The organism is Butyrivibrio proteoclasticus P6B7, assembly GCF_000622085.1.
Classification (GTDB): Bacteria; Bacillota; Clostridia; order Lachnospirales; family Lachnospiraceae; genus Butyrivibrio; species Butyrivibrio proteoclasticus_A.
On the sequence record NZ_JHWL01000032.1, the window covers coordinates 16,244 to 39,345 of the forward strand.

Here is a 23,102-nt window from a genome sequence, read left to right on the forward strand (position 1 = left end):
ATATATAAATAGTAAATTTATCCATAATTAAACTTTTGTTAAACTTGCGTAAATAAACGCATTTTTGGGGTCAAAGACAGGATTATACATGGCATTAGCACTTGCTATGCTACATGACATTATCATTTGCTATGGAAATCACGTACCGAAAAATAAAAATAGTTTTTCTATTCACTCTGCAACATAGTTCTTTTACCAACTGTATATATAGTGAAAGGCAATTACGGAGGAAACAATTATGAAACAGCTTGAATACTTTTGCGTATCACTTGGACTTGCAATACTTACACTCATGGCATACTGCGGAGCTTGAGTTTTAAAGAGAATTCGACATATACACCCGGAGGATAATATGGAAAAGAGAACCATAAATGCAAAGGGCATCGTGGCAGCAGCCATGGCTATGACCCTGACTCTTACAGGCTGCACTGGCCTTACACAGACTGACCCAGCTGACAGCGAGGACGTAGTTACTGAGGATGAGAACGCCCAGAACGACGCCGACAAAAAAGACAAGAACAAAGACAAAGACGACAGCGACAAGAAGGACAAGAAATCCAAGAAGGACAAGGATAGCGACGACTCCGAGGACGACAACTCCAGCGGATCCTCCTTCAAAGGCCTTCAGAACGCCAGCGAGAGCGAAAAGATCTACAACCAGTTCCTTAATGATGAGCTTGATGGCGACACCTATTCAGATTACGTCAAGAACGAAGGCGTTACAGGCTATGACTTCTACGACTACGACAACGATGGCATTGAGGAGTTAGTTCTTTTCTCAGACCAGTACTACAACATGGCGGCCTTCGAAATTCAGGATGGGGAAGTGGTTAAGAGCATTTCAGGAGGTGGAACAGCAAGCCGCCTTTCCTTCCACAGAGTAGCTGACGAGAGCTGGGTTTGCTACGCTGATTATGAGCACTTAGGTTATGAGGACTACACCTTCATTAAGTACAAGGGCTATGACAAAGAAGTAAGCAAGATTCATTTTTATAGAGAAGACGAGGACGACGTTTACGACGAGAGCTCAACCTACAAAATCGACGATGAAGAGGTTGACCGCATAACCTTCAACAGGAGTTTTAACAGCTACATGGAGACTGAGCGCCTCTATGCTCAGGACAGAACCCTTTGGCTTGACGATAACAACACAGAATTTAAGTGGAATGGCAAGAACTACACCTTTACTTCAGAGTATGATGACGACACCTGCTACGTAACCTTCACACTTACAGACGGTGAGGACGAGCTGGAAAAAGAGCTTGATTTCATGACTTCAGGGGATAACACAGTAGCTTACGTAATGATCCAGGATGGAGAGGCTTATATTTATGTCTTTGAATTTAATGAGACCTTTGGAAGCGAACTTTTCATCTATGATCTTAATAAAAAGAGCCTAGAAGAGCCTGTACAGTATGACAGAGACTTCTGCCTTGAAAGTCCATCCACTTATATTTACGAGCCAGGCGCATTTACATTTGCAAATATTTGCTTGTTAGTTGGAAATCCAGCAGTTACTATGGCTTACAAGGTTGGCAAGGATGGAATGCCAGAGCCTTATTTTGACAATGGATTTGCTTATTATAAAGACTGGCTTGATCCTGTAACTACCCTTCAGGACATCGATTGCCAGGAGATCACCTATTTGGCTCAGGCAACTGATGAGTATGAGGTAACTGATGTTACAATCAAGGCTGGCACAGTGCTTAAGCTCTATAGAACAGACTGCGAATCCTTTGTTGACTTCCATACAGAAGATGGTAGAATCATCAGGATGAACTTTGAATTAAGAGAAGAAACGGTTACTGTTAACAACGGTTCATACAATACTACTGTTTCTTATCTTAATGGCACCATCAAAATGGAAGACGTCTTTTCTGGATATCCAGTTTGCGGATAATATAAAAGAATTAGAAGATAAGTACAGAACCTTATTTCTGATTCCATATCAGAACCAAAATGAAATTATCAAAAAACTGTTGACAACAGATTTACAAATATGTTATAGTACTTCAGTATTTGAGAACAAAGCAGAGTATCCACTCTCACCCTGCGGCGTAGCTGGCAGGCGTTAATATCTTTTCAAAACGGGACCGAAAGGTCATCCTGTGTGTGATTTGAGATTAAAGGTGGATACAATGTGTATCCACTTTTTTTGTGAACACCAAGCTTGTTTTTAAGAATCTGGTGTAATGCTATGGAGGACAAAACAATTAGCGAGTTATTTATCAACGATCAGATCAGAGACAAAGAGGTTCGTGTAATCGGTATCGATGGCGAACAGTTGGGAGTAATGTCTATTCAGGACGCAAGGAAGCTTGCAGACGATGCAGGAGTTGATCTTGTTAAGATCGCACCTAATGCTAAGCCACCTGTTTGCAGAGTAGTAGACTACGGTAAGTTCAAGTATGAGCAGATCCGCAAAGAGAAGGAAGCTAAGAAGAAGCAGAAGACAGTAGAGATCAAGGAGATCAGACTTTCTCCTAACATCGACACTAACGACCTTAACACTAAGGTTAACGCTGCTAAGAAGTTCCTTGAGAAAGGTAACAGAGTTAAGATCACTCTTCGTTTCCGCGGACGTGAGATGGCTCACATGGGAGCAAGCGTTCATATCCTTACAGACTTCGCTGAGGCTCTTAAGGATGTTGCTGTTATTGAGAAGCAGCCTAAGGTTGAGGGACGTAGTATGACAATGTTCCTTACTGAGAAAAAGAACTAATTTGATAAAAGTACCAAAAACTCTAGTAGATATTGGTTTACTTTAAATATTATTTAGATTTAATAGGAGGATTTAGTTATGCAGTTAAAGATGAAGACAAAGAGAGCTGCTGCCAAGAGATTCAAGGTTACAGGCACAGGCAAGCTCATGAGAAACAAAGCGTACAAGCGCCACATCTTAACAAAGAAGTCCACAAAGAGAAAGAGAAACCTTAGACATGCTGGACTTGTTGACGCTACAAACGTTAAGGCAATGAAGAGCATCCTTCCTTACGCATAAGCAGAGCACTTAGCTAGGAAGTACAGGTTTTAGGTTTTATTTGTAAATTTTTTAGGAGGATATTTAAGATGGCAAGAGTTAAAGGCGCATTAAATGCCAAGAAGAAGCACAATAGAGTATTAAAGCTTGCAAAGGGCTACAGAGGAGCAAGATCTAAGCAGTATAGAGTTGCTAAGCAGTCTGTTATGAGAGCTCTTACATCAGCATTCGCTGGTCGTAAGCAGAAGAAGAGAGATATGAGATCTCTTTGGATCACACGTATCAACGCTGCAGCTAGAATCAATGGTCTTTCATACAGCAACATGATGCACGGTCTTAAGCTTGCAGGCGTAGACATCAACAGAAAGATGCTTGCTGAGCTTGCAGTTAACGATCCAGACGGATTCAAGACACTTGCAGAGCTTGCAAAAGAAAAGATTGCATAATTTTGTATAAATTGTGGAAACTTTCGTTGTATTTATAGTTTTTTTAGTATAAAATGTAGGAGTATCGGCTAATACTGATACTTCTATTTTTTTATTTATTTTTCTATTTGGAGGCGTAACATGGCAGTATTAGATAATATAGAACCAAAAGAAGTCTTTCATTTTTTTGAGAACATCTGCAATATCCCACACGGATCAGGTAATGTACAGAAGATAAGTGATTATCTTGTTTCTTTTGCCAAGGAGAGAAACCTTGAGGTAATCCAGGATGAGAAGCTCAACGTAATCATCAAGGCTCCAGGAAGCAAGGGCTATGAGGATAGAGAGCCAGTTATCCTTCAGGGCCATATGGATATGGTAGCTGTAAAAAGAGATGACTGTGATATCGATATGACTACAGAGGGCCTTAGAGTTAAGACAGATGGCGAGTATGTATGGGCTGAGGGAACAAGCCTTGGCGGAGATGACGGAATCGCTGTAGCTTACTGCCTTGCCCTTCTTGATTCAGATACAATTCCACATCCTCCTCTTGAGGTTGTTATCACAACTGATGAAGAGACAGGAATGTTCGGCGCAGCAGCAATTGACCTTTCTTCACTTAAGAGTAAGAAGCTTATCAATATCGATAATGAGGAAGAGGGAGTTCTTTTAACAAGCTGTGCAGGTGGTGCAAGAGTATATACAACCGTAGCAACAGCTAAGGAGACCGTCAGCGGTACTAAGTGCAAGGTTTCTGTAGCAGGCCTTCTTGGTGGACACTCAGGCGAGATGATCATCAAGGGAAGAGGAAATGCCATAAGACTTGTGGCTAGAGCTCTTAAGGAGGCTTCAGAGAAGGCTGAGCTTAGAATTGCAAGCTTTGACGGCGGTGTAGCAGACAATGCCATCCCATCAACAGCATCAGCAACAGTAGTTGTTAAGGATAGTGATGTAAGCGCATTTGAAGAGAGCATCAAGGCATCAGCAGCTGCAATTTCAGCAGAGTATGAGATCAAGGACCCAGATGTTAAGCTTTCATCAGAGGTACTTGGTAAGAGCGACAACGAGACTGTGATTACACTTGCTGATACAGACAGAGTTCTTAACACAATTTTCATCATGCCAGATGGCGTTCAGGCTATGAGCGCAGCTGTTGCGGGCCTTGTAGAGACATCCCTTAACCTTGGTATTATCACAACCAAGGAGGATTGCGTAGTTATCGAGCACTCAGTTCGTAGTAGTGTAGAGACTGCCAAAGAAGAGCTTATCATGAAGCTTGTTACCATCGGAATGATCTTTGGTGCCAAGGTAAGTGTTTCAGGCCAGTATCCAGGATGGCAGTTCAGACCACACTCAGAGCTTAGAGATCACATGGTTGAGGTTTATAAGAAGCTTTATGGCAAAGAGCCTAAGATCGAGGCAATTCACGCAGGCCTTGAATGCGGACTTCTTAGCCAGAAGATAGATGATCTTGACTGTATCTCAATTGGACCGGATATGAAGGACATTCATTCACCAAATGAGAAGCTTTCAATCAGATCAACAGCCAATGTTTGGGATTATATTAAAGCAGTTCTTGCCTGATCAAACGGGCAACAGGGGGCCACACTTAACGTGGAGATAAATATATTGGGGAATATATTAGGAGGTATTATCATGACTGAGACTAAGAAAATGATAATGGACACAGTAATTGATCTGTTCAATGTAAAGGGGCTGAAGTTCACCATGGATGACATTTCCAAGGAGCTTCACATCAGCAAAAAGACTATTTACAAGGAGTTCAACGACAAGGATGAGCTTTTCTTTGCAACTGTAGATTACGGCTTTTCTGCCATCAAGCAGAAGGAAGCTGAGATCCTTGCAGATGATTCTTTAGATCTTGTGGAAAAGATCGCTAAGCTCATCGTTTGTCTTCCTGATAACTACAAGAACATTGATTTTAGAAGAGTTTATCAGATAAAAGAGAAATATCCTGACGTTTACAAAAAGGTAGCCGAGAGAATCGAGACAGACTGGGAAGAGACCGACAGACTCCTTAAAAAGGCCATGGATCAGGGCGTGATCCAGAAGTTCCCAATCCCTCTTATCAAGCTTATGGTTGAGGGCGCCATTGAGAAATTCCTTGGATCCCAGGATCTTTCAAAGACAGAGCTTAGCTATGAGGAAGCTCTTAACAGCATGATCGACATCATCATGAATGGTCTTATTATCAAGAAATAAGTTTTGGTTTTCGGAGGATGAGTAATTGATTTTCAGTAATGGCAAATTTTTTTTAATACAGACAGATAACACAGCATATATGTTCAGAGTGACAGATTCTGGTCACCTTGAGCATCTTCACTATGGCGGACTTCTGATCCCTAAGGGAAAAGAGATCTCTGAGATGGAGGCTTCTATTGTGGCTGACACCATCGGACCAAAGCACTTCTTTGGCGGCGGCAACATGAACATCTATTCCAAGGAACACGACAATGTCTTCCTTGAGATGCTGGGCCTTGAGATGTCCTCCTTTGGTAAGGGCGACATCAGAGAGCCTTTCGTGGAACTTACATATGCTGATGGCAATAAGACTGTGGATTTTACCTATGACAGCTACGAGATAGCAACAGGCAGAACTCCACTAAACACACTGCCTTCATCCTATGGTGCAGAGAATCAGCTCTTTGTAACCCTTAAGGATAAGCAGTACAACGTTAGATTACAGCTGATCTACTCTGTATTCCCAGAGTGCGACGTTATCACAAGAAGCGCTGTACTTATTAACGACAGCGACGATGATGTGATCATCGACCGCATCATGAGTACACAGATTGACTTTGATACTCCAGCTCTTAAGCTTACTTCCTTCCATGGAAGATGGGCAGACGAAATGGGTAAGAGTGAGCAGATTGTTACAGGCGGCAAGGCTGTTTGCGAGGAACTGGCAGCAGGTGAGTCAGGTAGCAGATCAAATCCTCTTGTCATCGTAAGTGACGTGGATGCAGATGATGATCATGGCAACTGCTATGGCTTTAACCTGGTTTACAGTGGCAATCACTATGAAGCTCTTTCTTCCAACAGAGTTAACATGAGCCGCTTTGTATCTGGTATTCAGCCAACAGGCTTTGACTGGAAGCTCTCAAAGGGAGAGCAGTTCGAGGCTCCAGAGGCAGTTATGACCTTCGCTTCAGAGGGTATGAATTCCATGAGTATCAACATGCACAGCTTCGTAAGAAAGCACATCGTAAGAGGCAAGTGGCGTGACAGACAGCGTCCAATCCTTATCAACAGCTGGGAGGCCTCCTACTTTAACATAACTCAGTCATCCCTTATGTCTCTTGCCAAAGAGGCCAAGAAGTGCGGAATCGAGCTCTTTGTTATGGATGATGGCTGGTTTGGTCACAGAAATGACGACAAGAGTTCCCTTGGTGACTGGTATGAGAATAAAAAGAAGCTCCCAGGAGGTATCAAGGAGCTGGCAGATAAGATAACAGGCCTTGGCATGATGTTCGGAATCTGGGTTGAGCCTGAGATGATCAACGAGGACAGTGACCTTTACAAGGCACATCCTGACTGGGCTGTAACAGTTCCGGGTAAGCCTCACTCAACAGGCCGTAACCAGATGAACCTTGACCTTACAAGGAAAGACGTTCAGGACTATGTCATCGACGCCATGAAGAAGGTCTTTTCCGCAGGCAACATCTCCTACGTTAAGTGGGATATGAACAGGATCTTCTCCGACAGATATTCCAAAGAGCTTGACCCTACAAGACAGGGCGAGTTCATTCACAGATATTACATGGGTCTTTACCACATCATGAAGACCCTTACAGAGAGCTTCCCAGAGATCCTCTTTGAGGGTTGCTCAGCTGGTGGCAACAGATTTGACCTTGGTATTCTTTCCTACTTCCCACAGATCTGGGGTAGCGATGATACTGATGCCTTCTGCAGACTTGATATTCAGAGAGGCTACAGCTACGGATATCCTACAAGCACTGTAGGAGCCCACGTTTCTGCATGCCCTAACCATCAGACTCTTAACAGTGTGCCACTGGAGACAAGATTTGAGATTGCTTCTCCTGGCTGCTTTGGCTACGAGCTTAACCTCTGCGACATGTCAGATGGCGAGAAGAAGGTGGTTTCTGACCAGGTAGAATTCTACAAGAACTGGCGCGATGTATTCCAGTTTGGTGACTACTACAGACTTCCAGACTACGGCTACATGATCGTTTCAAGAGATGGCAAAAGAGCTGTCGCCTTCGCGGTAGAAAGATGCTCAAGACCAAATAACGATTACCGCGTTCTTAAGACCAAGGGCCTTAAGGATGACCTTCTCTACAACATGGGTCAGCGGATTACACCTCTTAACCTCAAGGAATTTGGAAGCCTTGTTAATACCATGGCTCCTGTCCATGTTAAGCAGGACGGACTTTTACACAATATCATGGATAAGTTTGTATCCATGTCCGGTGAGAATCAGAAGGCATCAGCCTTTGGCTCAGCCTTTAATAACCACGGCGTAGCCCTTAACCCATCCTTTGCAGGAACAGGCTATAACGGAGATACACGTATCATGCGTACGGGCGACTCCCGTCTCTATACCTTCGAGGCACTGTAAGTCCACGGGGTGATTAGACATAAATCCCAATGATACATATTATCATTTACTTAGTATATTAAGATCCCCCTCTTGACGGAGGGGGATTTTTGGTAATATAATCGCGGGTGATTAGAGATGTGAAAGGAGGAAGCACAATGTCAGAATCCAGAACCAATGCTTTTAATAAAGTTCTTGTGGCTTTAATTGGCGTTATGATGGTATTGACTGTAGTGTCATCCGCCTTTTTTATTTCTGCCGAGTCTCACCACGACTGTATCGGAGAGGACTGTCCTATCTGTTCTCTTATCGAAGCCTGTGAGACAATTCTTCACAACACTGATAATAGTGCTGTCATTCTGTATGCAGCTCTTTTACCTATATTGTTCTATGCTCTTATTGTAGCCTTCTCTAATTCCAACGAGACAGCTACCACACTTATTTCTCAAAAGGTTCGAATGAATAATTAAGTCACCGGGCAAGTCACTGGGGACGGTTCTAATCGACTCATTTCCACACAAAACCAACTAACTGAATAAAACGGAGGCTTATTTATTATGAAAAAATTTGTTTCTACTATGCTGGCAACAGCTCTTTTTGTGCTGTCTTTGACTGGATGTGCAGGTGCAGCTGCCGGTGATTCAAGTGCATCTGCGGCTCAGAGCGACGCGGTTGCTCAGAATGGCTCAGACTCTCAGACTGACGCTGCAGTTCTTGGCGCAACAGCTAACCAGGACCAGCACAAGCTTTCAATCGTTACCACCATCTTCCCAGAGTACGACTGGGTTATGAATGTTCTTGGAGGCAAGGCGGGCGACGCGGAAGTTACAATGCTCCTTGATAACGGCGTTGACCTTCACAGCTACCAGCCAACAACTGAAGATATTCTCAAGATCTCAACCTGCGACATTTTCATCTACGTAGGCGGCGAGTCCGATGAGTGGGTTGAAGATGCCCTTTTAGAGGCTACCAACAAGGATATGATCGTCATAGATCTTTTGGATGAGCTTGGTGATTCCATCAAGGAGGAAGAAGTTGTAGAGGGAATGCAGGGCGAAGAGGAAGAAGATGAAGAGGCTGGAGGCGAGGAAGAGGAAGTTGAGTATGACGAGCATGTATGGCTTTCTCTTAAGAACGCCCAGGTCCTTGTAAGCAGCATCGACAAGGCTCTTGAGCAGGTTGATCCTGACAACGCAGATACCTACAAGGCCAACGCAGAAAGCTACAACGCACAGCTTTCAGACCTTGATAAGAAATATCAGGATGCCGTCAGCCAGGCCGCTAATAAGACAGTTCTTTTTGGGGACAGATTCCCATTTAGATACCTGGTGGATGACTACGGCCTTTCTTACTACGCTGCCTTTGTGGGCTGCTCAGCTGAGACTGAGGCTAGCTTTGAGACTATAACATTCCTTTCTTCAAAGGTTAACGAGCTGGGCCTTTCCGCAATCCTGACAATCGAAGGCCCTAACAAGAAGATTGCTGAGACAATCCGTGACAACACAGACACCAAGGATCAGCAGATCCTTACCATGGATTCTATGCAGGCAACAACATCTCAGGACGTGGCAAGCGGCGCATCCTACTACTCCATCATGGAGAGCAATCTGGCAGTGCTGGAGCAGGCCCTTAACTGATCTAACATTAACAACTGATTTAATAATAATTGGAGGCTTTTCATGGCTCTTATTACGGTAAAAGAACTATCGCTTGGATACGACAATATCGAAATAGCAAACAACATAAATTTCTCGGTTTCACAGGGAGACTACCTGTGCATCGTGGGAGAGAACGGCTCTGGCAAGACCACCCTTATGAAGACTCTGCTGGGCCTTAAAGACCCTCTCAGGGGACAGATCCTTACTGGGGATGGGCTCATGAAGAATGGGATTGGCTATCTTCCGCAGCATACTGACGTCCAGAAGGATTTCCCTGCTTCCGTAAAAGAGATAGTTCTTTCCGGATGTCAGAGCCACTGCGGATTTAAGCCTTTTTATTCAAGAAAGGATAAAGAGCTTGCTAATGAAAACATGGAAAAAATGGGAATTACGCATCTCAAGGGACGAAGCTACAGGCAGCTCTCTGGTGGACAGCAGCAGAGAATCCTGCTTGCAAGAGCCCTTTGTGCTACCAGGAAGATCCTGCTTCTGGACGAACCGGTATCGGGCCTTGACCCGGAGGCCACATATGAGATGTACAGGCTGATCGAGAAGCTGAACAAAGAAAATGTGGCTGTAATCATGATTTCCCATGATATTGACTCTGCTTTAGCTTACGCAACCCATGTTCTTCACATGGGAAGTGATGTCTTCTTTGGAACCCGGGCAGAATACCTGGAAAGCAGGCTTGGCAAAAGATATTTAGAGACACTGGGAGGAGGTGAGATCGCATGATAGTTAAGCTTTTTATGTATTTAGAATACCCCTTTGTGCGATACGCCATTATTGTTGGGGTGCTTATTGCACTTTGCTCATCCCTTCTTGGGGTAACACTGGTCCTTAAGCGCTTTTCCTATATCGGAGATGGCTTGTCCCATGTGGCTTTTGGCGCCATGGCTATAGCAACTGTGCTTAAGCTCACCAACCAGATGGTGTTAATCCTTCCAGTGACAATCCTGTGTGCAGTAGTTCTTTTGCGGACCGGGCAGAATGCCAAGATCAAAGGAGACGCTGCTATAGCCATGATCTCTGTGGGGGCCTTGGCCTTTGGCTATATGCTTATGAATGTCTTTTCCACCTCCTCAAATCTGACGGGAGATGTGTGCAGCACATTGTTTGGATCCACATCCATTCTGACCCTGACCAAGTGGGAGGTGTGGCTGTGCATCGCGCTTTCTGTGGTGGTGGTGATCACCTTTGCCCTACTATATAACAAGATTTTCGCTGTAACCTTTGATGAGGATTTTGCCAAAGCAGTGGGCACCAATGCTGACGCCTACAACCTGGTGATTGCCGTTGTGATTGCAGTGATCATCGTCCTTGCCATGAACCTGGTGGGCTCTCTTTTGATATCGGCCCTGGTAATATTTCCGGCCCTGTCTGCCATGAGGCTTTTTAACAGCTTTAGGAAGGTGACTCTGTTCTCCGCCGCTTTCTCGGTGGTCTGCGCACTTTTGGGACTCTTCATTTCAATCCTGTGGGGAACCCCGGTGGGCTCAACTATTGTAACTGTGGACGTTTTCGCATTCTTCCTTTGCTGGATGGTGGGTGCATGCCTTGGAGGTATTAAGAGATGAAAAGAGCTATGATACTAATGTTGACTATGACAATGAGTCTGCTTACCTGGGGATGCGCAGAGACACCGGATAACTCCGCCAGCTCCGATAACTTGGATGCTCTCTATGGCAGTTCACAGATAGCTGTTGTGACGCCTGAAGGCTACAATGTCTACGACAAAGAGACAGGAGAGATCATTAACGATGACGCGGAATCTGAAGAGTATGCAGAAGCAGATGAGAGCATCTCGGAACAATCTGCGGACCTAATGGGAGATGGCACTCCAGCTTTTGCCAGATCCACCGATGGTGTGGATGTTGATCTGACAGCTCTTTCAAGTACCATGGTCTATTCCCAGGTCTACAACATGATGGTGACACCGGAGAACTTCACAGGGAAGGTGGTTAAGATGCAGGGAAGCTACTCCTGCTTCTATGACAGTACAACAGGTAATTACTACTACGCCTGCATTATTCAGGACGCCACAGCCTGCTGTTCCCAGGGAATAGAATTTATCCTGACAGATGATTACAAATATCCTCAGGATTATCCTACAGACGGTGACATCATCACAGTTCAAGGCGTGTTTGATACCTACTACGAAGGTGAGAACATGTACTGTACCCTTAGAAATGCCAAGCTCCTGTAACTTTAATTACAGGCAGCACCATCAGGGCTTTTCGCTGCCACTTGCATAAAAATAGGTCTTGATATAAAATGATTTTGCGCAATTTTTCTAGGATTGCGTTCTTGTAAAAATACGAGTGAAATGTTAGATTAGCTGCAGATAATAAAGGATATATTATGAGCAGATTAAGAGATTTATTTTTTGGAAGTGACGAGGAAAGAGAGGATAGTACATTGGCTAGCGAAGAAATCAAGAACGAGAATAACGCAGAAAGTGCAGTAATCACTGCAGATATGCTTGTTGGAGATATTATTACCAAGCACCCATTAGCCGCGCAGTTCCTTATGGAATGTGGCATGGGATGTATTCATTGTCCAGCATCTCAGATGGAATCCCTTATGGAAGCCTGTGCCGTACACGGTATCGATGGCGAAGAGATCGTAGATGCCCTCAATGATTACCTTATCGAGCATAACGCCTAACACTAAAGCCCACGAGAACAACATCTCGTGGGCTTTTTGTACTCTTCAGGACTGTATTTAGATATTTGGGCCGTCCATCCGACAAAAGGGGCGCGGGCTGCATTCAAGAGGTTTTTTCATCGCTCATGGCGGTATGGTTAATGCTTTGCCGGAGACATTCAAAATCCTAGTGTTCAAAACTCGCACTGGATAATCCCTTTGGGGGCAGCTCCTTTGTCTAAGCGAGTCTCAGATGCAAAATGCCAATTTCCAATGTTCTAAGGCGCCCTTCAACGCGCATGCGAAGCGTTGTTCGAAGCAGGACGGGGGGAAGATATCTATAATTAAAAATGTCATCGTTTGCAAGGCAAACGTATAAAAAAAGAAAAGACATCAACTTCTTCAAGCTAGCTTGGAAGATTGATGTCTTTTCTTTTTATAGGCGCTACGCGCCGTATGACATTTTTAATAGCTTTATATTGATTCCCGTCCTGCAAGCTGTTAGCTGCAGCATGCGCTATAAGAAGAAGGGCGCCAGAACATTCGGAAATGTTTCATTTTGCAGTGACGAGTGTGATAAAGAAGCTGCCCCCAAAGGGATTATCCAGCACTCAGACATGTTGAACACAAGACAGGGTTTTGAATGTCTCCGGCAAAGCTATTAACCATTACCACCATTCACCAGACTCAAAAGCCCTCTTGAACGCAGCCCGCGCCCCTTTCGTCAGATGGACGGCCCCAGTAATCATGCAGTCCTGAAGAGCTTCGCATCAACAGAGCATTACTGCTTCTTGGCAGCCTTTTTCTGGGCCTGGATTTCTTTGATGGCACTTACGTCGTAGCCGAGGTTTGCCTGTGGGTTCTTCTCGTGGATGGCAAGAAGGATGTCTTCGTGGAGAGCCTTGGCTTTGCCTGGAAGACCAGCCTTGTCGGCAACTGCTAACTCGCTGTCGCTGCTATTGGTCCAGATCTTTACATTTGAAAGAACTGGAACGAAATTGTATCTCTGAACATATTTGTAAGCCATGATGATATCGTCGAATTTTACAATGTTGAACTTGTTTCCAAAGCTTACGATGTAGTTTGGTGTGATAAAGGTTCTGATTGACTTATGATATACAGTAGCTGGAGAATCGATCTCGCTCTCAAGCTTGGCAACCTCAACCTCTGAAAGGCTCTTAAGAGTCTTGTTATAGTTAAGAAGCTCAAGGAGTGCCAATAAGCAGAACAGGAAGCCAAAGCCTATGATAATCCAACCAAATACGTAGTATGTTGTTTCGCCTGCATCACCATTTACATAAAGAGCCTTGCCCTTAAAGTACTCATCTGGATCGTCCACAGCCTCGCTGAAGACCTCCCTGATATAATCATTAACTTCATCATTGAGATTTGTGATGCTGCCAGTGATATGAGTTGATCCGTTTGAAGTGATCTCACTCTTGAAGCTGTTAAACTGAGCCTCCGTACATCTTACGATGTAGCCCTCTCCGTAGTAATCCTCAACAAGGAAGTACTCCTCCCCATCGCTGTAGTTGCAAAGAAGAATTGGCTCTACCGCTGTGTCGATAAATACGTAGATATCCTCATCTAAAAGATTGTTAACGTAGGCATCACCAAAATCATAAGGATTAGCCTTAGCATTCTTTTCCTTGTTAGATCCTGTAATGATAAGGAAAATGCCAAGAACGATTGCAAGTGCGCTTACGATAACAGCTATAAGCTTGCCATTATAGGCCTTCTTAAACTCTTTGTTCTGAAACTTGTTCACCTTTATTTCCTCCCGAAAAATCGTGTCTTTAAAAATCATCAAACTATCACAATATATCATATATTTCACAGACAATCAAAGGGTTTTATGATATCATGGTTACTGTCTAAACAAGGATTTAAACCCTTTGTCAGGAGGTTTTATGACACATAAAGATAACGACGACAGATATTCTGAGCAGATGAAGGCCTGGCTCATGATCCAGACCATGGGACAGATTTCTGTCAGCTTTTTTAATAAAAAGAAATTGACCAAAGAGCTAATGGGCTATCTTGAGGCCTTTCCTCAGGATGGAAAAGAGCTTACAGACTTTGCCGAATACTTTGTGGACGCCTGTCTCCATTCAAGGAAGTACGGAACCACCATTTTTGGGATGGTACCTATGAGCGAAGGTGGCACAGCCACAAGGCTTTTGGAGGATATCGACCTGGTGACCAGAGACATCCCAGAGAAATTCGGCTGCGCAGAAGCCTTCGGACCCTTAAGAGAAGCTCTTCTATCAGCCCACAAGTCCCAGACTTGATGGAATCTGGTAATCTCACACCAGATCAGAGATACGCAATATAGCAAACAATTAGGATAAGCCACTATGAAAAAGCACATCACAATGGGCATCCTTGCCCACGTTGACTCCGGTAAGACCACCCTTTCTGAGGGCCTTCTGTACACTGCAGGCGCCATCAGAAAGCTTGGCCGAGTTGACCACAAGGATGCATTTTTAGATACATATGAACTTGAGAAAGCCCGCGGAATCACTATCTTTTCCAAGCAGGCTATTTTTGAATACGAAGATAAAGACTTCACAATTCTTGACACCCCAGGTCACACGGACTTTTCTCCCGAAATGGAGAGAACCCTGCAGGTCCTTGATCTGGCGGTTCTTTTGATAAGTGCCTCCGACGGCGTCACAGGCCAGGTCAGGATTCTGTGGAAGCTACTGGAGCACTATCAGGTTCCAACAGTGATTTTCGTTAATAAGATGGATCAAACGCAGGAGCAGCCTGCCCAGATTGCAGACCGCATTAGAAAAGAGCTATCCAGCTCCTGCGTAAGCTTTGCTGAGGGTATAGACAGTCCCCAGATTCAGGAGGAACTTGCCCTTTGCGAGGAAGCTCTTTTGACAGGATTCTTTGAAGGCCAGGCCGTTACTACAGCGGATGTTCAGCGCCTTTTCTCAGAAAGGAAGTGCTTCCCCATTGCCTTTGGAAGCGCCCTTAAGATGGAAGGGGTAAAAGAGCTACTGGACCTTATCACCACCTATTGCATATCCGGGAAAGAGGACAGCGTATCTAACGAGTTCTCCGCCAGAGTCTTTAAGATAAGCAGAGACCAGTCAGGAAACAGATTGACTCACCTTAAACTTTTCGGTGGAACCCTCTCTGTCAGGGACCAGCTGGGAGATGAGAAAATTGACCAGATAAGGCTTTACTCCGGTGAGAAGTTCGAGACTGTAAAGACTGCTGAGGCAGGACAGATCTGCGCTGTTACTGGCCTTTCAGATACAAGACCAGGTCAGGGCCTGGGCGCTTTATCCGGGGACCAGGTTTCTGAGATCCTTCAGCCTATTTTTTCCTGCAGCGTTGTGCTTCCAGAGGAAGTGGACACTGTGGTGGCCTACAGACAGCTCAAGGTCTTGGAGGAAGAGGAACCAATGCTTCTGGTGTCCCTTAACGAAGCCAGCAAGCAGATAGAGATAAAGCTTATGGGTGAGGTTCAAAAGGACATCCTTAAGAACCTTGTTAAGACCCGCTACGGCTATGACATTGAATTTGGCGAGGGCCATATAGTATATAAGGAAACCATCGCAAGTAAGGCAGTGGGAGTGGGCCACTTTGAACCCCTTAGGCACTATGCAGAGGTGCATCTCCTTTTGGAGCCTGCTGAACCTGGCAGTGGTATTTCTTTTGACAACCTCTGCAGAACTGACAATCTTAACCTTAACTGGCAGAGGCTGATCCTGACTCACCTTGGGGAAAAGAAACATCTCGGAGTCCTTACGGGATCTGAGATTACCGATATAAAGATATCTCTTTTAACAGGAAGAGCCCATGAAAAGCACACAGAGGGCGGTGACTTCAGACAGGCCACCTACAGAGCGGTTCGACAGGGCCTTATGCAGGCTGACAGCGTTCTTTTAGAGCCTGTGCTGGAATATAGGATTGACCTTCCTGGAGACTACGTGGGAAGGGCCCTTAGCGACATCCAGCGCATGAACGGAACTGTGGGGCTTCCAGATATGGAGAATGGCAAATCTGTGCTTACAGGCTCAGTTCCAGCGGCTTGCCTTAAGGACTACGCCAGGGAGCTTTCTGCCTACACCCACGGCGAAGGTCACATCACCACCACACTTAAGGGGTACGAGCCCTGCCACAATCCAGAAGAGGTCATCGAGGCAATAGGCTACGATCCTGAGCTGGATACAGAGAATTCGCCTTCATCAGTTTTCTGTTCCCACGGTGTTGGAACCATTGTGCCCTGGGACCAGGTGGCATCCTACATGCATCTTGAGTCCGGCGTTTCCATATCTGAGGATGGCCAGGAGGCTGTAACTGACCTTACTGACAACATCGACATGGAGGCCCTTAAGGCTATCCAGGCTAGAAATGCCCGCAATAAGTCAGACGACAGGTCTTTTGACGAGATAGAAAGAGAGCTTCGGGCCACAGACAATGAGCTTAAGGACATATTTGAAAGGACCTACGGAACCATCAAACCCAGGTATGACGCCAAGGCAGAGGAAAACCGCAAGAGAGTAGCGGCTCCAGTCAAGAAGTACAGAGCCCCTAAGCCCTACGAGGAGCAGAAGGAGTATCTCCTGGTGGATGGCTACAACGTGATCTACGCCTCTGATAAGTTAAAAGAGCTAGTGGCTGTGGATATCAAGGCTGCCAGAGATTCACTGGTGGATGAGCTCATTAACTTTGCTGGCTACAGAAGGGAGAACGTGATCCTGGTGTTTGACGCCTACAAGGTTAAGGGCGGAGCGGAGCACATGGAAAAGCACGGCGAGCTGACTGTTATCTACACCAAGGAGGCTGAGACAGCGGATCAGTACATAGAAAAGGCTGCCCATGAGATTGGCAAGAAGTACAGAGTTACCGTTGCCACCTCAGATGCCATAGAACAGGTCATTGTCCTTAGCGGAGGAGCCCTTAGAATGTCTGCCAGGGAGTTCTGGGCAGAGATAGAGCACACAAAGGGCGTCATTAGAGATCACTTGGAGTGAGCAGATGTATGTGGCGCAATAACTTAACTTACACCAATTATTATTCAAAAGAATAAAGTATTATAGAGAAATCTAAAATCTTTATTGACTGGATTTCCGCTGATATGTACAATTTTGATATAAAAGAAAGTACTTTATGAGGGAAGGTATAGTCCATGTTACACATAAAGAGCCTTAATGAAGGCCTTGAAATATTCAAAGCTCTCGGCTCAGATATACGAGTTGAGATTGTCAATATTCTTATCAGCGAGAATGGTCTTAATATGAATGAGCTGGCAAGCCGCCTTAAGATCACTAATGGCGCCCTTACCAGTCACATCAAGAAGCTTGAGGATTGCGGAATTGTCACTGTTTCTGCAGAGGGGGCAGGACATGGCAATCAGAAGCTCCTTTCCGTTAACCTTGATAAGATACTTATTGAGATTCAAAAGAAGGGCCAGGATGGCAATATCTTTAATACAGATATCAAGGTGGGACATTTTTCAGATTATGAGGTTTATCCAACCTGTGGCCTGGCTTCAGGTGATAAGCTTATCGGAGAAGTGGATGATGTGAGATATTTCTCACACCAGGATAGATTCGATGCAGATATTCTCTGGTTTACCAAGGGATTTGTTGAGTATCAGATCCCTAACTTTATCCCATGTAATCACAGACTTGATGAGATCTGCTTTACTGCAGAGCTTAGTTCTGAGGCCCCTGGAGTTAACAACAACTGGCCTTCAGATATTTACTTTTATCTAAATGGAACCCTCCTTGGAACCTGGACATCACCAGGAGACTTTGGAGACGTAAAGGGTGTATTTACTCCGGACTGGTGGCTTCCAACCTGGAATCAGTACGGAATGCTCAAGGTCCTTGTGATAAACCACAAGGGAACCTTTATCGACGGCAACAAGATTTCCGACGTTACCATCGATTCCCTTAAGCTTTCCTCCAAGAGTGGCATTAAGCTCCGACTTGAAGTTCCAGAAAGTGCCGAGCACGTAGGAGGTCTTACAATCTTCGGCCGAGGCTTTGGTAACTACAACCAGGATATCAACGTGAAGATTTCCTATTCACCAATTGAAGATTGAATATAGCGCCGCTCTTTTACGAGCGGCGCTTTTTTTACAAAGGTAAAAGCCCCCCGCGCAGGATCGTTGCCATACGCAAAGGGCTTTTTTGACGATTGGGGTGGTGTTTAACTAATGTGAATTAGGTTTTATTAGTTAATTGTGAACTGACCAATAAGGTTGTTGAGGGACTCAGACTGTTCTGAAAGCTCCTGGGATACTGCGCTGGATTCTTCGGCAGTAGCGGAGTTGTTCTGAACTACGTTGGAGATCATCTCAATACCCTTGTCTATTTCATCCATACTTGCTGACTGTTCCTCTGCAAGAGTTCCAGTCTGGATGATCATATCTGTGATTTCTTCTACACTATGCTGCATTGCATCAAGAGCTTCTGTGGTCTCTGCTACTACAGCGTTACCATTGTTGATCTCTTCCATAGTATCTGCAATGAGCTGGTGAGTATTCTTAGCAGCTTCTGTAGACTGATCTGCCAGCTTACCGATCTGATCAGCAACAACCGCGAAGCCTTTTCCTGTTTCACCTGCTCTTGCTGCCTCGATAGAAGCGTTAAGTGCAAGGAGGGATGTCTGCTTGGCAATTGCTTCGATAGTATTTGTAACCTGCTCAATCTCTGCGGAAGCCTCTGTAATTCTTGTCATGGCATCTGTTACAAGATGCATCTTGCGAGCACTGGTCTCTGCGTTATCTCTAACCTCTGTGGCCATGGTCTTACTCTTTTCAGCCACTTCAGCAAGCTGCTTGGTCTGCTCTGTAACTGAGTTTACAGAAGCTGTAAGCTCTTCGACAGCTGCAGCCTGATCTGTAGATCCTTCTGCCAGATCGTTGGCACCCTGGGACATGTTTACAGCACCCTGGGAAACCTGCTGTGAAGAATTCTTTACTTCGCGAAGTGTAGTACTTAAGTTATCAGAAATATCTGAAAGGGCATTTCTGATTGCCTCATAATCACCTATATAAATGTTGTCGTGTTTAGAACCTGAAGAGAAGTCACCAGAGGACATACGTCCAAGGGTTTCGTTGATATCTTTTACAATTTCTTCGATAACAGCTGTTGATTCCGTAATATCTTTTGCCAGCTTACCAAGCTCATCCTGAGAGTCTGTCTCGATGTTAAGCTCCAGCTTACCCTTTGCCATGTCATCGGCAGCTGAGGATATAGCCTGGATTGGTCCCAGGATACTATTTGTAAGAGCACCTCTGGCTTTGTTCAGATACAGGATCGCATATACAACTACCAAAAGAGATATGATAGTTATGATGATAACACTGATAAGAGAAGCGATATAAGCTGTCCTAGCTTCCTTCTTGGCCTGTATTCCTACTTCCTTGAAGTCCTTAACAACTACCTTGATGGCTTCGTTGACGTTGGCAACATAGTAGTCATATATTTCTTCGTTGGAAGCCCCCGAGGAGAACATTTCATTAAGACTCTGAGCGGAGGTATCGATATCTGAAATATGTTTATAGATATCTGTAAGATCACCGCTATACACCTTGCTCAGTGTATCAAGTCCGTCGTTTAATTCCTGGATCTTCTCAGCTGCACCTTCCATCTGAGCGTTCCTATCATCAGCTTCATAGGCTGACAATGCCCACAGATAGTACTTGGCAAGGGCCTGGATTGTGATTCTTACCTCACCCTGCTGAGAGTTCTGCTCATAGTAAACAGCGTAGATATTTCTCAAATTGAAGATTGAGATAATATCAATAAGAATGATTACTGCGAAGATTACGATCAGATTTATTCTGAAGCGCCCAAATACCTTTTTGAATTTTTCTGCAACAGGCAGCTGTTTGAATTTGTCCTGAGCGAATTCAGAATTTGCTTTTGAATTTGCTTTAGCCATGACATCCTCCTCATAAGATTTGAACTACATGAAATAACGACAACTTTTTGTTTGTATTATTATGCAGTGAAACACTAACTACATTATACATATATTTTACGCGGTTTTAGGCGATTAATATCGAAAAAAAGTATAAATTTGTATAAAAATTCGGAAAATAAGTAAAACTTATGACAAGCATAAAAAATATTGATTTTACTTATATTAGCATCGCTGATATTATAATCATGTCAATGAGGCATAACGACATTTTGACTATTTATAATTGGCAACTAACTAACAAGTATTAAATATTTTGTATGAAGGAGAGTTATTTATTATGGTAAAAGCAGTTGTAGGCGCTAACTGGGGCGACGAAGGAAAGGGTAAGATCACAGATACCCTTGCAGACAAGGCGGACGTTGTTATCCGTTTTCAGGGAGGAGCAAACGCAGGTCATACTATCGTTAATGAGTATGGTAAGTTCGCGCTTCACACAATGCCATCAGGCGTTTTCCATCAGAATATCATGAATATCATTGGTAACGGCGTTGCCTTCGATATCACTAAGTTCATGAACGAGCTTAACGAGGTTGTTTCTAAGGGAGTTCCTGCTCCACAGATCATGATCTCAGACAGAGTACAGGTTATGATGCCTTACCACGTACAGTTTGACTCTTTAGAAGAGGCAAGACTTGCTGGAAAGAGCTTTGGTTCAACTAAGTCAGGTATCGCACCGTTCTATTCAGATAAGTATTCCAAGATCGGTTGGCAGATCAACGAGTTCTTCCAGGATGACGAAGTTATCAAGGAGAAGATCGCACGTATCGCTCAGATCAAGGATGTTCTTCTTGTTAATCTTTATCACGCAGAGCCTATCGATCAGGAAGCTCTTTTCAACCAGATCGTAGAGTGGAGAGAGCAGGTTAAGCCTTACATCGGCAATGTAGCTCTTTATCTTGATAAGGCAATCAAGGAAGGCAAGACAATCCTCCTTGAGGGTCAGCTTGGAACCATGAAGGATCCAGATCACGGTATCTATCCTATGGTTACATCATCTTCACCACTTGCTGCATATGGTGCTATCGGAGCTGGTATCCCTCCATATGAGATCAAGCAGGTTGTAACAGTATCTAAGGCATATTCATCAGCAGTTGGAGCAGGTGCTTTCGTATCTGAGCTCTTTGGTGATGAGGCTGAGGAACTTAGAAGACGCGGTGGCGATGGCGGTGAGTACGGCGCAACAACAGGAAGACCAAGACGTGTGGGCTGGTACGACTGCGTAGCAAGTAAGTACGGCTGCAGACTTCAGGGCACAACAGATGTAGCCTTCACAGTACTTGATGTACTTGGCTACCTTGATGAGATCCCAGTTTGCGTAGGCTATGATATCGACGGCGAGGTTACAACAGAGTTCCCTGTAACACACCTTCTTGAGAAGGCTAAGCCAGTATATAAGACCCTTCCTGGCTGGAAGTGCGAGATCAGAGGTATAAAGAACTATGAAGATCTTCCAGAGAACTGCCGTAAGTACATCGAGTTCATCGAGGAACAGATCGGCTATCCTATCACAATGGTTAGTAACGGACCTGCAAGATCTGATATAATCTACAGAGAAAGCAAACTTTCAAAGTAATTAGTTTTTAAGAGGAATAATATGAACGAGACTCCTAAGTATAAAAGAGTTTTAGCCTGGATCGGCATTGTATGTATCGCAGCTCTTATAGCAGCTCTTTTGACAGTAGCTGTATTTGGCGGACCACAGACCGAGGAACTGTTTAAGACCCTGGTGGTGGCTGTTGTGGCTGTCCCTATTATCATCTGGCTTCTTATCTGGTCTATTGGCGCTTTGACTGGAAGACACACAATTGCTTCCCTTGACGCCGGCACCAGCAACAAGGCCCATGATAAGTACGGCAATGTGATTCCTGATGGCGACATCGACACTGTGGTTTTTGACATCGGTAATGTTCTTACTGATTTTGCCTGGGACAAGTTCCTTGCTGACAAGGGCTACGACGAGGCAATGATCAAGAGGATTGCCAAGGCTACAGTTGAGAGTGAGGATTGGGTCGAGTACGACAAGGGTAATCTTACCAATGATGAGATTGTTGCAAAGTTCGTGGAGAATGATCCTGAGATCGCTGATGAGGTTACAGATGCCTTCCAGAATATTGATGGGATTATTCTTAAAAGAGATAAGACTATTCCATGGATCAAGGCTTTAAAGGCTGCAGGCTACAAGGTATTGTACCTTTCAAACTTCTCCAAGCAGGCGCTGGAGGGTTGCCCTGAGGCTATGGCATTTCTTGATGAGACCGATGGCGGTATTTTGAGCTATAGGGATCATGTGGTTAAGCCATTTCCTGAGATCTATCATCTCCTGGAGGAGCGCTACAACTTAACTCCAGAGAAGACAGTATTTGTTGACGATACAGAGGTCAACATTAAGACTGCTCGAGATCTTGGCTGGAAGGGTATAGTTTATAAGTCCTACGACCAAGCCAAAGACGAACTCGCCAAACTAGGCGTAAAGTACTGATATTCAGAAGCCAACGGTTATCGTTGGCTTCTTTTTTTCTGTCACTGGGAGTCATTGGGGACGGTGTACCGACCCCCAAAAGTTAGACCAAAAATCTAACGATTGGGAGGTCGGTATTTTTATGGCTAAATATTCATATGAATTTAAGAAGAAAGTTGTTTTCGCTTATTTAAAAGGTGAAGGCAGCTACAGGTATCTTGCTAAAACTTATGGAATTCCAGCTGTAGCCATCATTGAAAGATGGGTCCAGAATTATCAAGCTTTCGGAGATGATGGACTTGTGCGTTCTCGTCAGCAACAAATATATTCTTTCGAAAAGAAACTTTCTGTTATAGAGTTATATTTAACAAGTGAAATCTCATATCAAGATCTGGCT

Annotated in this window: 21 protein-coding genes; 19 read left to right on the forward strand and 2 right to left on the reverse strand. The window is 44.5% G+C overall.

Going from position 1 to position 23,102, the window contains the following annotated elements:
* The first annotated feature begins 352 nt into the window (after positions 1–352).
* The 13 genes from T541_RS20850 (at position 353) to T541_RS21195 (ending at position 12,309) form a co-directional block, all read left to right on the forward strand.
* Positions 353–1,900 (forward strand): hypothetical protein, encoded by a 1,548-nt coding sequence (locus tag T541_RS20850; RefSeq protein WP_051538282.1) that lies wholly within the window; start codon positions 353–355, stop codon positions 1,898–1,900.
* Between the two features lie 297 nt (positions 1,901–2,197).
* Positions 2,198–2,722 carry a translation initiation factor IF-3 gene (gene infC, locus T541_RS0114615; RefSeq protein WP_026653401.1) on the forward strand — a complete coding sequence of 175 codons (525 nt, stop codon included), beginning with the start codon at positions 2,198–2,200 and terminating at the stop codon, positions 2,720–2,722.
* A 78-nt stretch (positions 2,723–2,800) separates the two neighbouring features.
* Complete coding sequence (rpmI, locus tag T541_RS0114620; protein ID WP_026489337.1) at positions 2,801–3,001, forward strand: 50S ribosomal protein L35; 201 nt, start codon at positions 2,801–2,803, stop codon at positions 2,999–3,001.
* A 68-nt stretch (positions 3,002–3,069) separates the two neighbouring features.
* The gene (rplT, locus tag T541_RS0114625; RefSeq protein ID WP_013280184.1) at positions 3,070–3,426 is read left to right on the forward strand and encodes a 50S ribosomal protein L20; all 357 of its coding nucleotides are present in this window, start codon (positions 3,070–3,072) and stop codon (positions 3,424–3,426) included.
* A gap of 120 nt (positions 3,427–3,546) precedes the next feature.
* The gene (locus T541_RS0114630) at positions 3,547–4,989 is read left to right on the forward strand and encodes an aminoacyl-histidine dipeptidase (protein ID WP_026653402.1); all 1,443 of its coding nucleotides are present in this window, start codon (positions 3,547–3,549) and stop codon (positions 4,987–4,989) included.
* A 72-nt stretch (positions 4,990–5,061) separates the two neighbouring features.
* Positions 5,062–5,628 carry a TetR/AcrR family transcriptional regulator gene (locus tag T541_RS0114635; protein WP_026653403.1) on the forward strand — a complete coding sequence of 189 codons (567 nt, stop codon included), beginning with the start codon at positions 5,062–5,064 and terminating at the stop codon, positions 5,626–5,628.
* Positions 5,629–5,653: 25 nt separating this feature from the next.
* Positions 5,654–8,005, forward strand: a complete 2,352-nt coding sequence (locus tag T541_RS0114640; RefSeq protein WP_026653404.1) for an alpha-galactosidase — start codon at positions 5,654–5,656, stop codon at positions 8,003–8,005.
* 137 nt (positions 8,006–8,142) lie between these two features.
* A complete protein-coding gene (locus T541_RS19830) occupies positions 8,143–8,454 on the forward strand; it encodes a hypothetical protein (RefSeq protein ID WP_034467407.1) in 312 nt (103 codons plus the stop codon).
* Positions 8,455–8,541: 87 nt separating this feature from the next.
* Positions 8,542–9,621: a metal ABC transporter substrate-binding protein gene (locus tag T541_RS0114650; protein WP_026653405.1), complete on the forward strand. Its 1,080-nt coding sequence runs from the start codon at positions 8,542–8,544 to the stop codon at positions 9,619–9,621.
* A gap of 42 nt (positions 9,622–9,663) precedes the next feature.
* The gene (locus tag T541_RS0114655) at positions 9,664–10,377 is read left to right on the forward strand and encodes a metal ABC transporter ATP-binding protein (RefSeq protein WP_026653406.1); all 714 of its coding nucleotides are present in this window, start codon (positions 9,664–9,666) and stop codon (positions 10,375–10,377) included.
* Positions 10,374–11,219, forward strand: coding sequence for a metal ABC transporter permease (locus tag T541_RS0114660; RefSeq protein ID WP_026653407.1), 846 nt, complete (start codon positions 10,374–10,376; stop codon positions 11,217–11,219). Before T541_RS0114655 ends, T541_RS0114660 begins: the two co-directional genes overlap by 4 nt.
* Positions 11,216–11,848, forward strand: a complete 633-nt coding sequence (locus T541_RS20855) for a hypothetical protein (protein WP_051538283.1) — start codon at positions 11,216–11,218, stop codon at positions 11,846–11,848. The genes T541_RS0114660 and T541_RS20855 overlap by 4 nt, the downstream gene beginning before the upstream one ends.
* Before the next feature lie 155 nt (positions 11,849–12,003).
* Positions 12,004–12,309, forward strand: coding sequence for a DUF1858 domain-containing protein (locus tag T541_RS21195; protein ID WP_081779987.1), 306 nt, complete (start codon positions 12,004–12,006; stop codon positions 12,307–12,309).
* Positions 12,310–13,069: 760 nt separating this feature from the next.
* Here the strand turns inward: T541_RS21195 and T541_RS0114680 are convergent.
* A complete protein-coding gene (locus tag T541_RS0114680; protein ID WP_026653411.1) occupies positions 13,070–14,056 on the reverse strand; it encodes a DUF6709 family protein in 987 nt (328 codons plus the stop codon).
* A gap of 142 nt (positions 14,057–14,198) precedes the next feature.
* On the opposite strand from T541_RS0114680, the gene T541_RS0114685 reads away from it, so the two are divergent.
* The 3 genes from T541_RS0114685 to T541_RS0114695 all read left to right on the forward strand — a co-directional run bounded on the left by T541_RS0114685 (position 14,199) and on the right by T541_RS0114695 (position 18,358).
* Positions 14,199–14,579 (forward strand): DUF6553 family protein, encoded by a 381-nt coding sequence (locus T541_RS0114685; protein WP_026653412.1) that lies wholly within the window; start codon positions 14,199–14,201, stop codon positions 14,577–14,579.
* Between the two features lie 66 nt (positions 14,580–14,645).
* Positions 14,646–17,282 (forward strand): translation factor GTPase family protein, encoded by a 2,637-nt coding sequence (locus tag T541_RS19840; protein WP_034467410.1) that lies wholly within the window; start codon positions 14,646–14,648, stop codon positions 17,280–17,282.
* A 155-nt stretch (positions 17,283–17,437) separates the two neighbouring features.
* Positions 17,438–18,358: an ArsR/SmtB family transcription factor gene (locus T541_RS0114695; protein WP_026653413.1), complete on the forward strand. Its 921-nt coding sequence runs from the start codon at positions 17,438–17,440 to the stop codon at positions 18,356–18,358.
* A 131-nt stretch (positions 18,359–18,489) separates the two neighbouring features.
* Here T541_RS0114695 and T541_RS0114700 read toward each other — a convergent pair whose 3' ends face one another.
* Positions 18,490–20,205: a methyl-accepting chemotaxis protein gene (locus T541_RS0114700; protein ID WP_026653414.1), complete on the reverse strand. Its 1,716-nt coding sequence runs from the start codon at positions 20,203–20,205 to the stop codon at positions 18,490–18,492.
* A 319-nt stretch (positions 20,206–20,524) separates the two neighbouring features.
* On the opposite strand from T541_RS0114700, the gene T541_RS0114705 reads away from it, so the two are divergent.
* From T541_RS0114705 to T541_RS0114715, 3 genes are all read left to right on the forward strand, one after another.
* Entirely contained in the window at positions 20,525–21,820 is a 1,296-nt protein-coding gene (locus T541_RS0114705) for an adenylosuccinate synthase (RefSeq protein ID WP_026653415.1), read from the forward strand.
* Positions 21,821–21,841: 21 nt separating this feature from the next.
* The gene (locus T541_RS0114710) at positions 21,842–22,726 is read left to right on the forward strand and encodes an HAD family hydrolase (protein WP_051538284.1); all 885 of its coding nucleotides are present in this window, start codon (positions 21,842–21,844) and stop codon (positions 22,724–22,726) included.
* 121 nt (positions 22,727–22,847) lie between these two features.
* Positions 22,848–23,102 (forward strand): helix-turn-helix domain-containing protein (locus T541_RS0114715; protein WP_026653417.1); only part of this gene is annotated, 255 nt, incomplete at its 3' end.

Excerpts from the sequence above, each read along its gene's own strand:
- T541_RS0114650 (WP_026653405.1), top strand. The coding sequence starts at position 8,542 with ATGAAAAAATTTGTTTCTACTATGCTGGCAACAGCTCTTTTTGTGCTG.
- T541_RS19840 (WP_034467410.1), top strand. The coding sequence starts at position 14,646 with ATGAAAAAGCACATCACAATGGGCATCCTTGCCCACGTTGACTCCGGT.
- T541_RS0114710 (WP_051538284.1), top strand. The coding sequence starts at position 21,842 with ATGAACGAGACTCCTAAGTATAAAAGAGTTTTAGCCTGGATCGGCATT.
- T541_RS19830 (WP_034467407.1), top strand. The coding sequence starts at position 8,143 with ATGTCAGAATCCAGAACCAATGCTTTTAATAAAGTTCTTGTGGCTTTA.
- T541_RS0114695 (WP_026653413.1), top strand. The coding sequence starts at position 17,438 with ATGTTACACATAAAGAGCCTTAATGAAGGCCTTGAAATATTCAAAGCT.
- T541_RS0114630 (WP_026653402.1), top strand. The coding sequence starts at position 3,547 with ATGGCAGTATTAGATAATATAGAACCAAAAGAAGTCTTTCATTTTTTT.
- rplT (WP_013280184.1), top strand. The coding sequence starts at position 3,070 with ATGGCAAGAGTTAAAGGCGCATTAAATGCCAAGAAGAAGCACAATAGA.
- T541_RS21195 (WP_081779987.1), top strand. The coding sequence starts at position 12,004 with ATGAGCAGATTAAGAGATTTATTTTTTGGAAGTGACGAGGAAAGAGAG.
- T541_RS20855 (WP_051538283.1), top strand. The coding sequence starts at position 11,216 with ATGAAAAGAGCTATGATACTAATGTTGACTATGACAATGAGTCTGCTT.
- T541_RS0114705 (WP_026653415.1), top strand. The coding sequence starts at position 20,525 with ATGGTAAAAGCAGTTGTAGGCGCTAACTGGGGCGACGAAGGAAAGGGT.
- T541_RS0114635 (WP_026653403.1), top strand. The coding sequence starts at position 5,062 with ATGACTGAGACTAAGAAAATGATAATGGACACAGTAATTGATCTGTTC.
- T541_RS20850 (WP_051538282.1), top strand. The coding sequence starts at position 353 with ATGGAAAAGAGAACCATAAATGCAAAGGGCATCGTGGCAGCAGCCATG.
- T541_RS0114685 (WP_026653412.1), top strand. The coding sequence starts at position 14,199 with ATGACACATAAAGATAACGACGACAGATATTCTGAGCAGATGAAGGCC.
- rpmI (WP_026489337.1), top strand. The coding sequence starts at position 2,801 with ATGCAGTTAAAGATGAAGACAAAGAGAGCTGCTGCCAAGAGATTCAAG.
- infC (WP_026653401.1), top strand. The coding sequence starts at position 2,198 with ATGGAGGACAAAACAATTAGCGAGTTATTTATCAACGATCAGATCAGA.
- T541_RS0114655 (WP_026653406.1), top strand. The coding sequence starts at position 9,664 with ATGGCTCTTATTACGGTAAAAGAACTATCGCTTGGATACGACAATATC.
- T541_RS0114700 (WP_026653414.1), bottom strand. The coding sequence starts at position 20,205 with ATGGCTAAAGCAAATTCAAAAGCAAATTCTGAATTCGCTCAGGACAAA.
- T541_RS0114660 (WP_026653407.1), top strand. The coding sequence starts at position 10,374 with ATGATAGTTAAGCTTTTTATGTATTTAGAATACCCCTTTGTGCGATAC.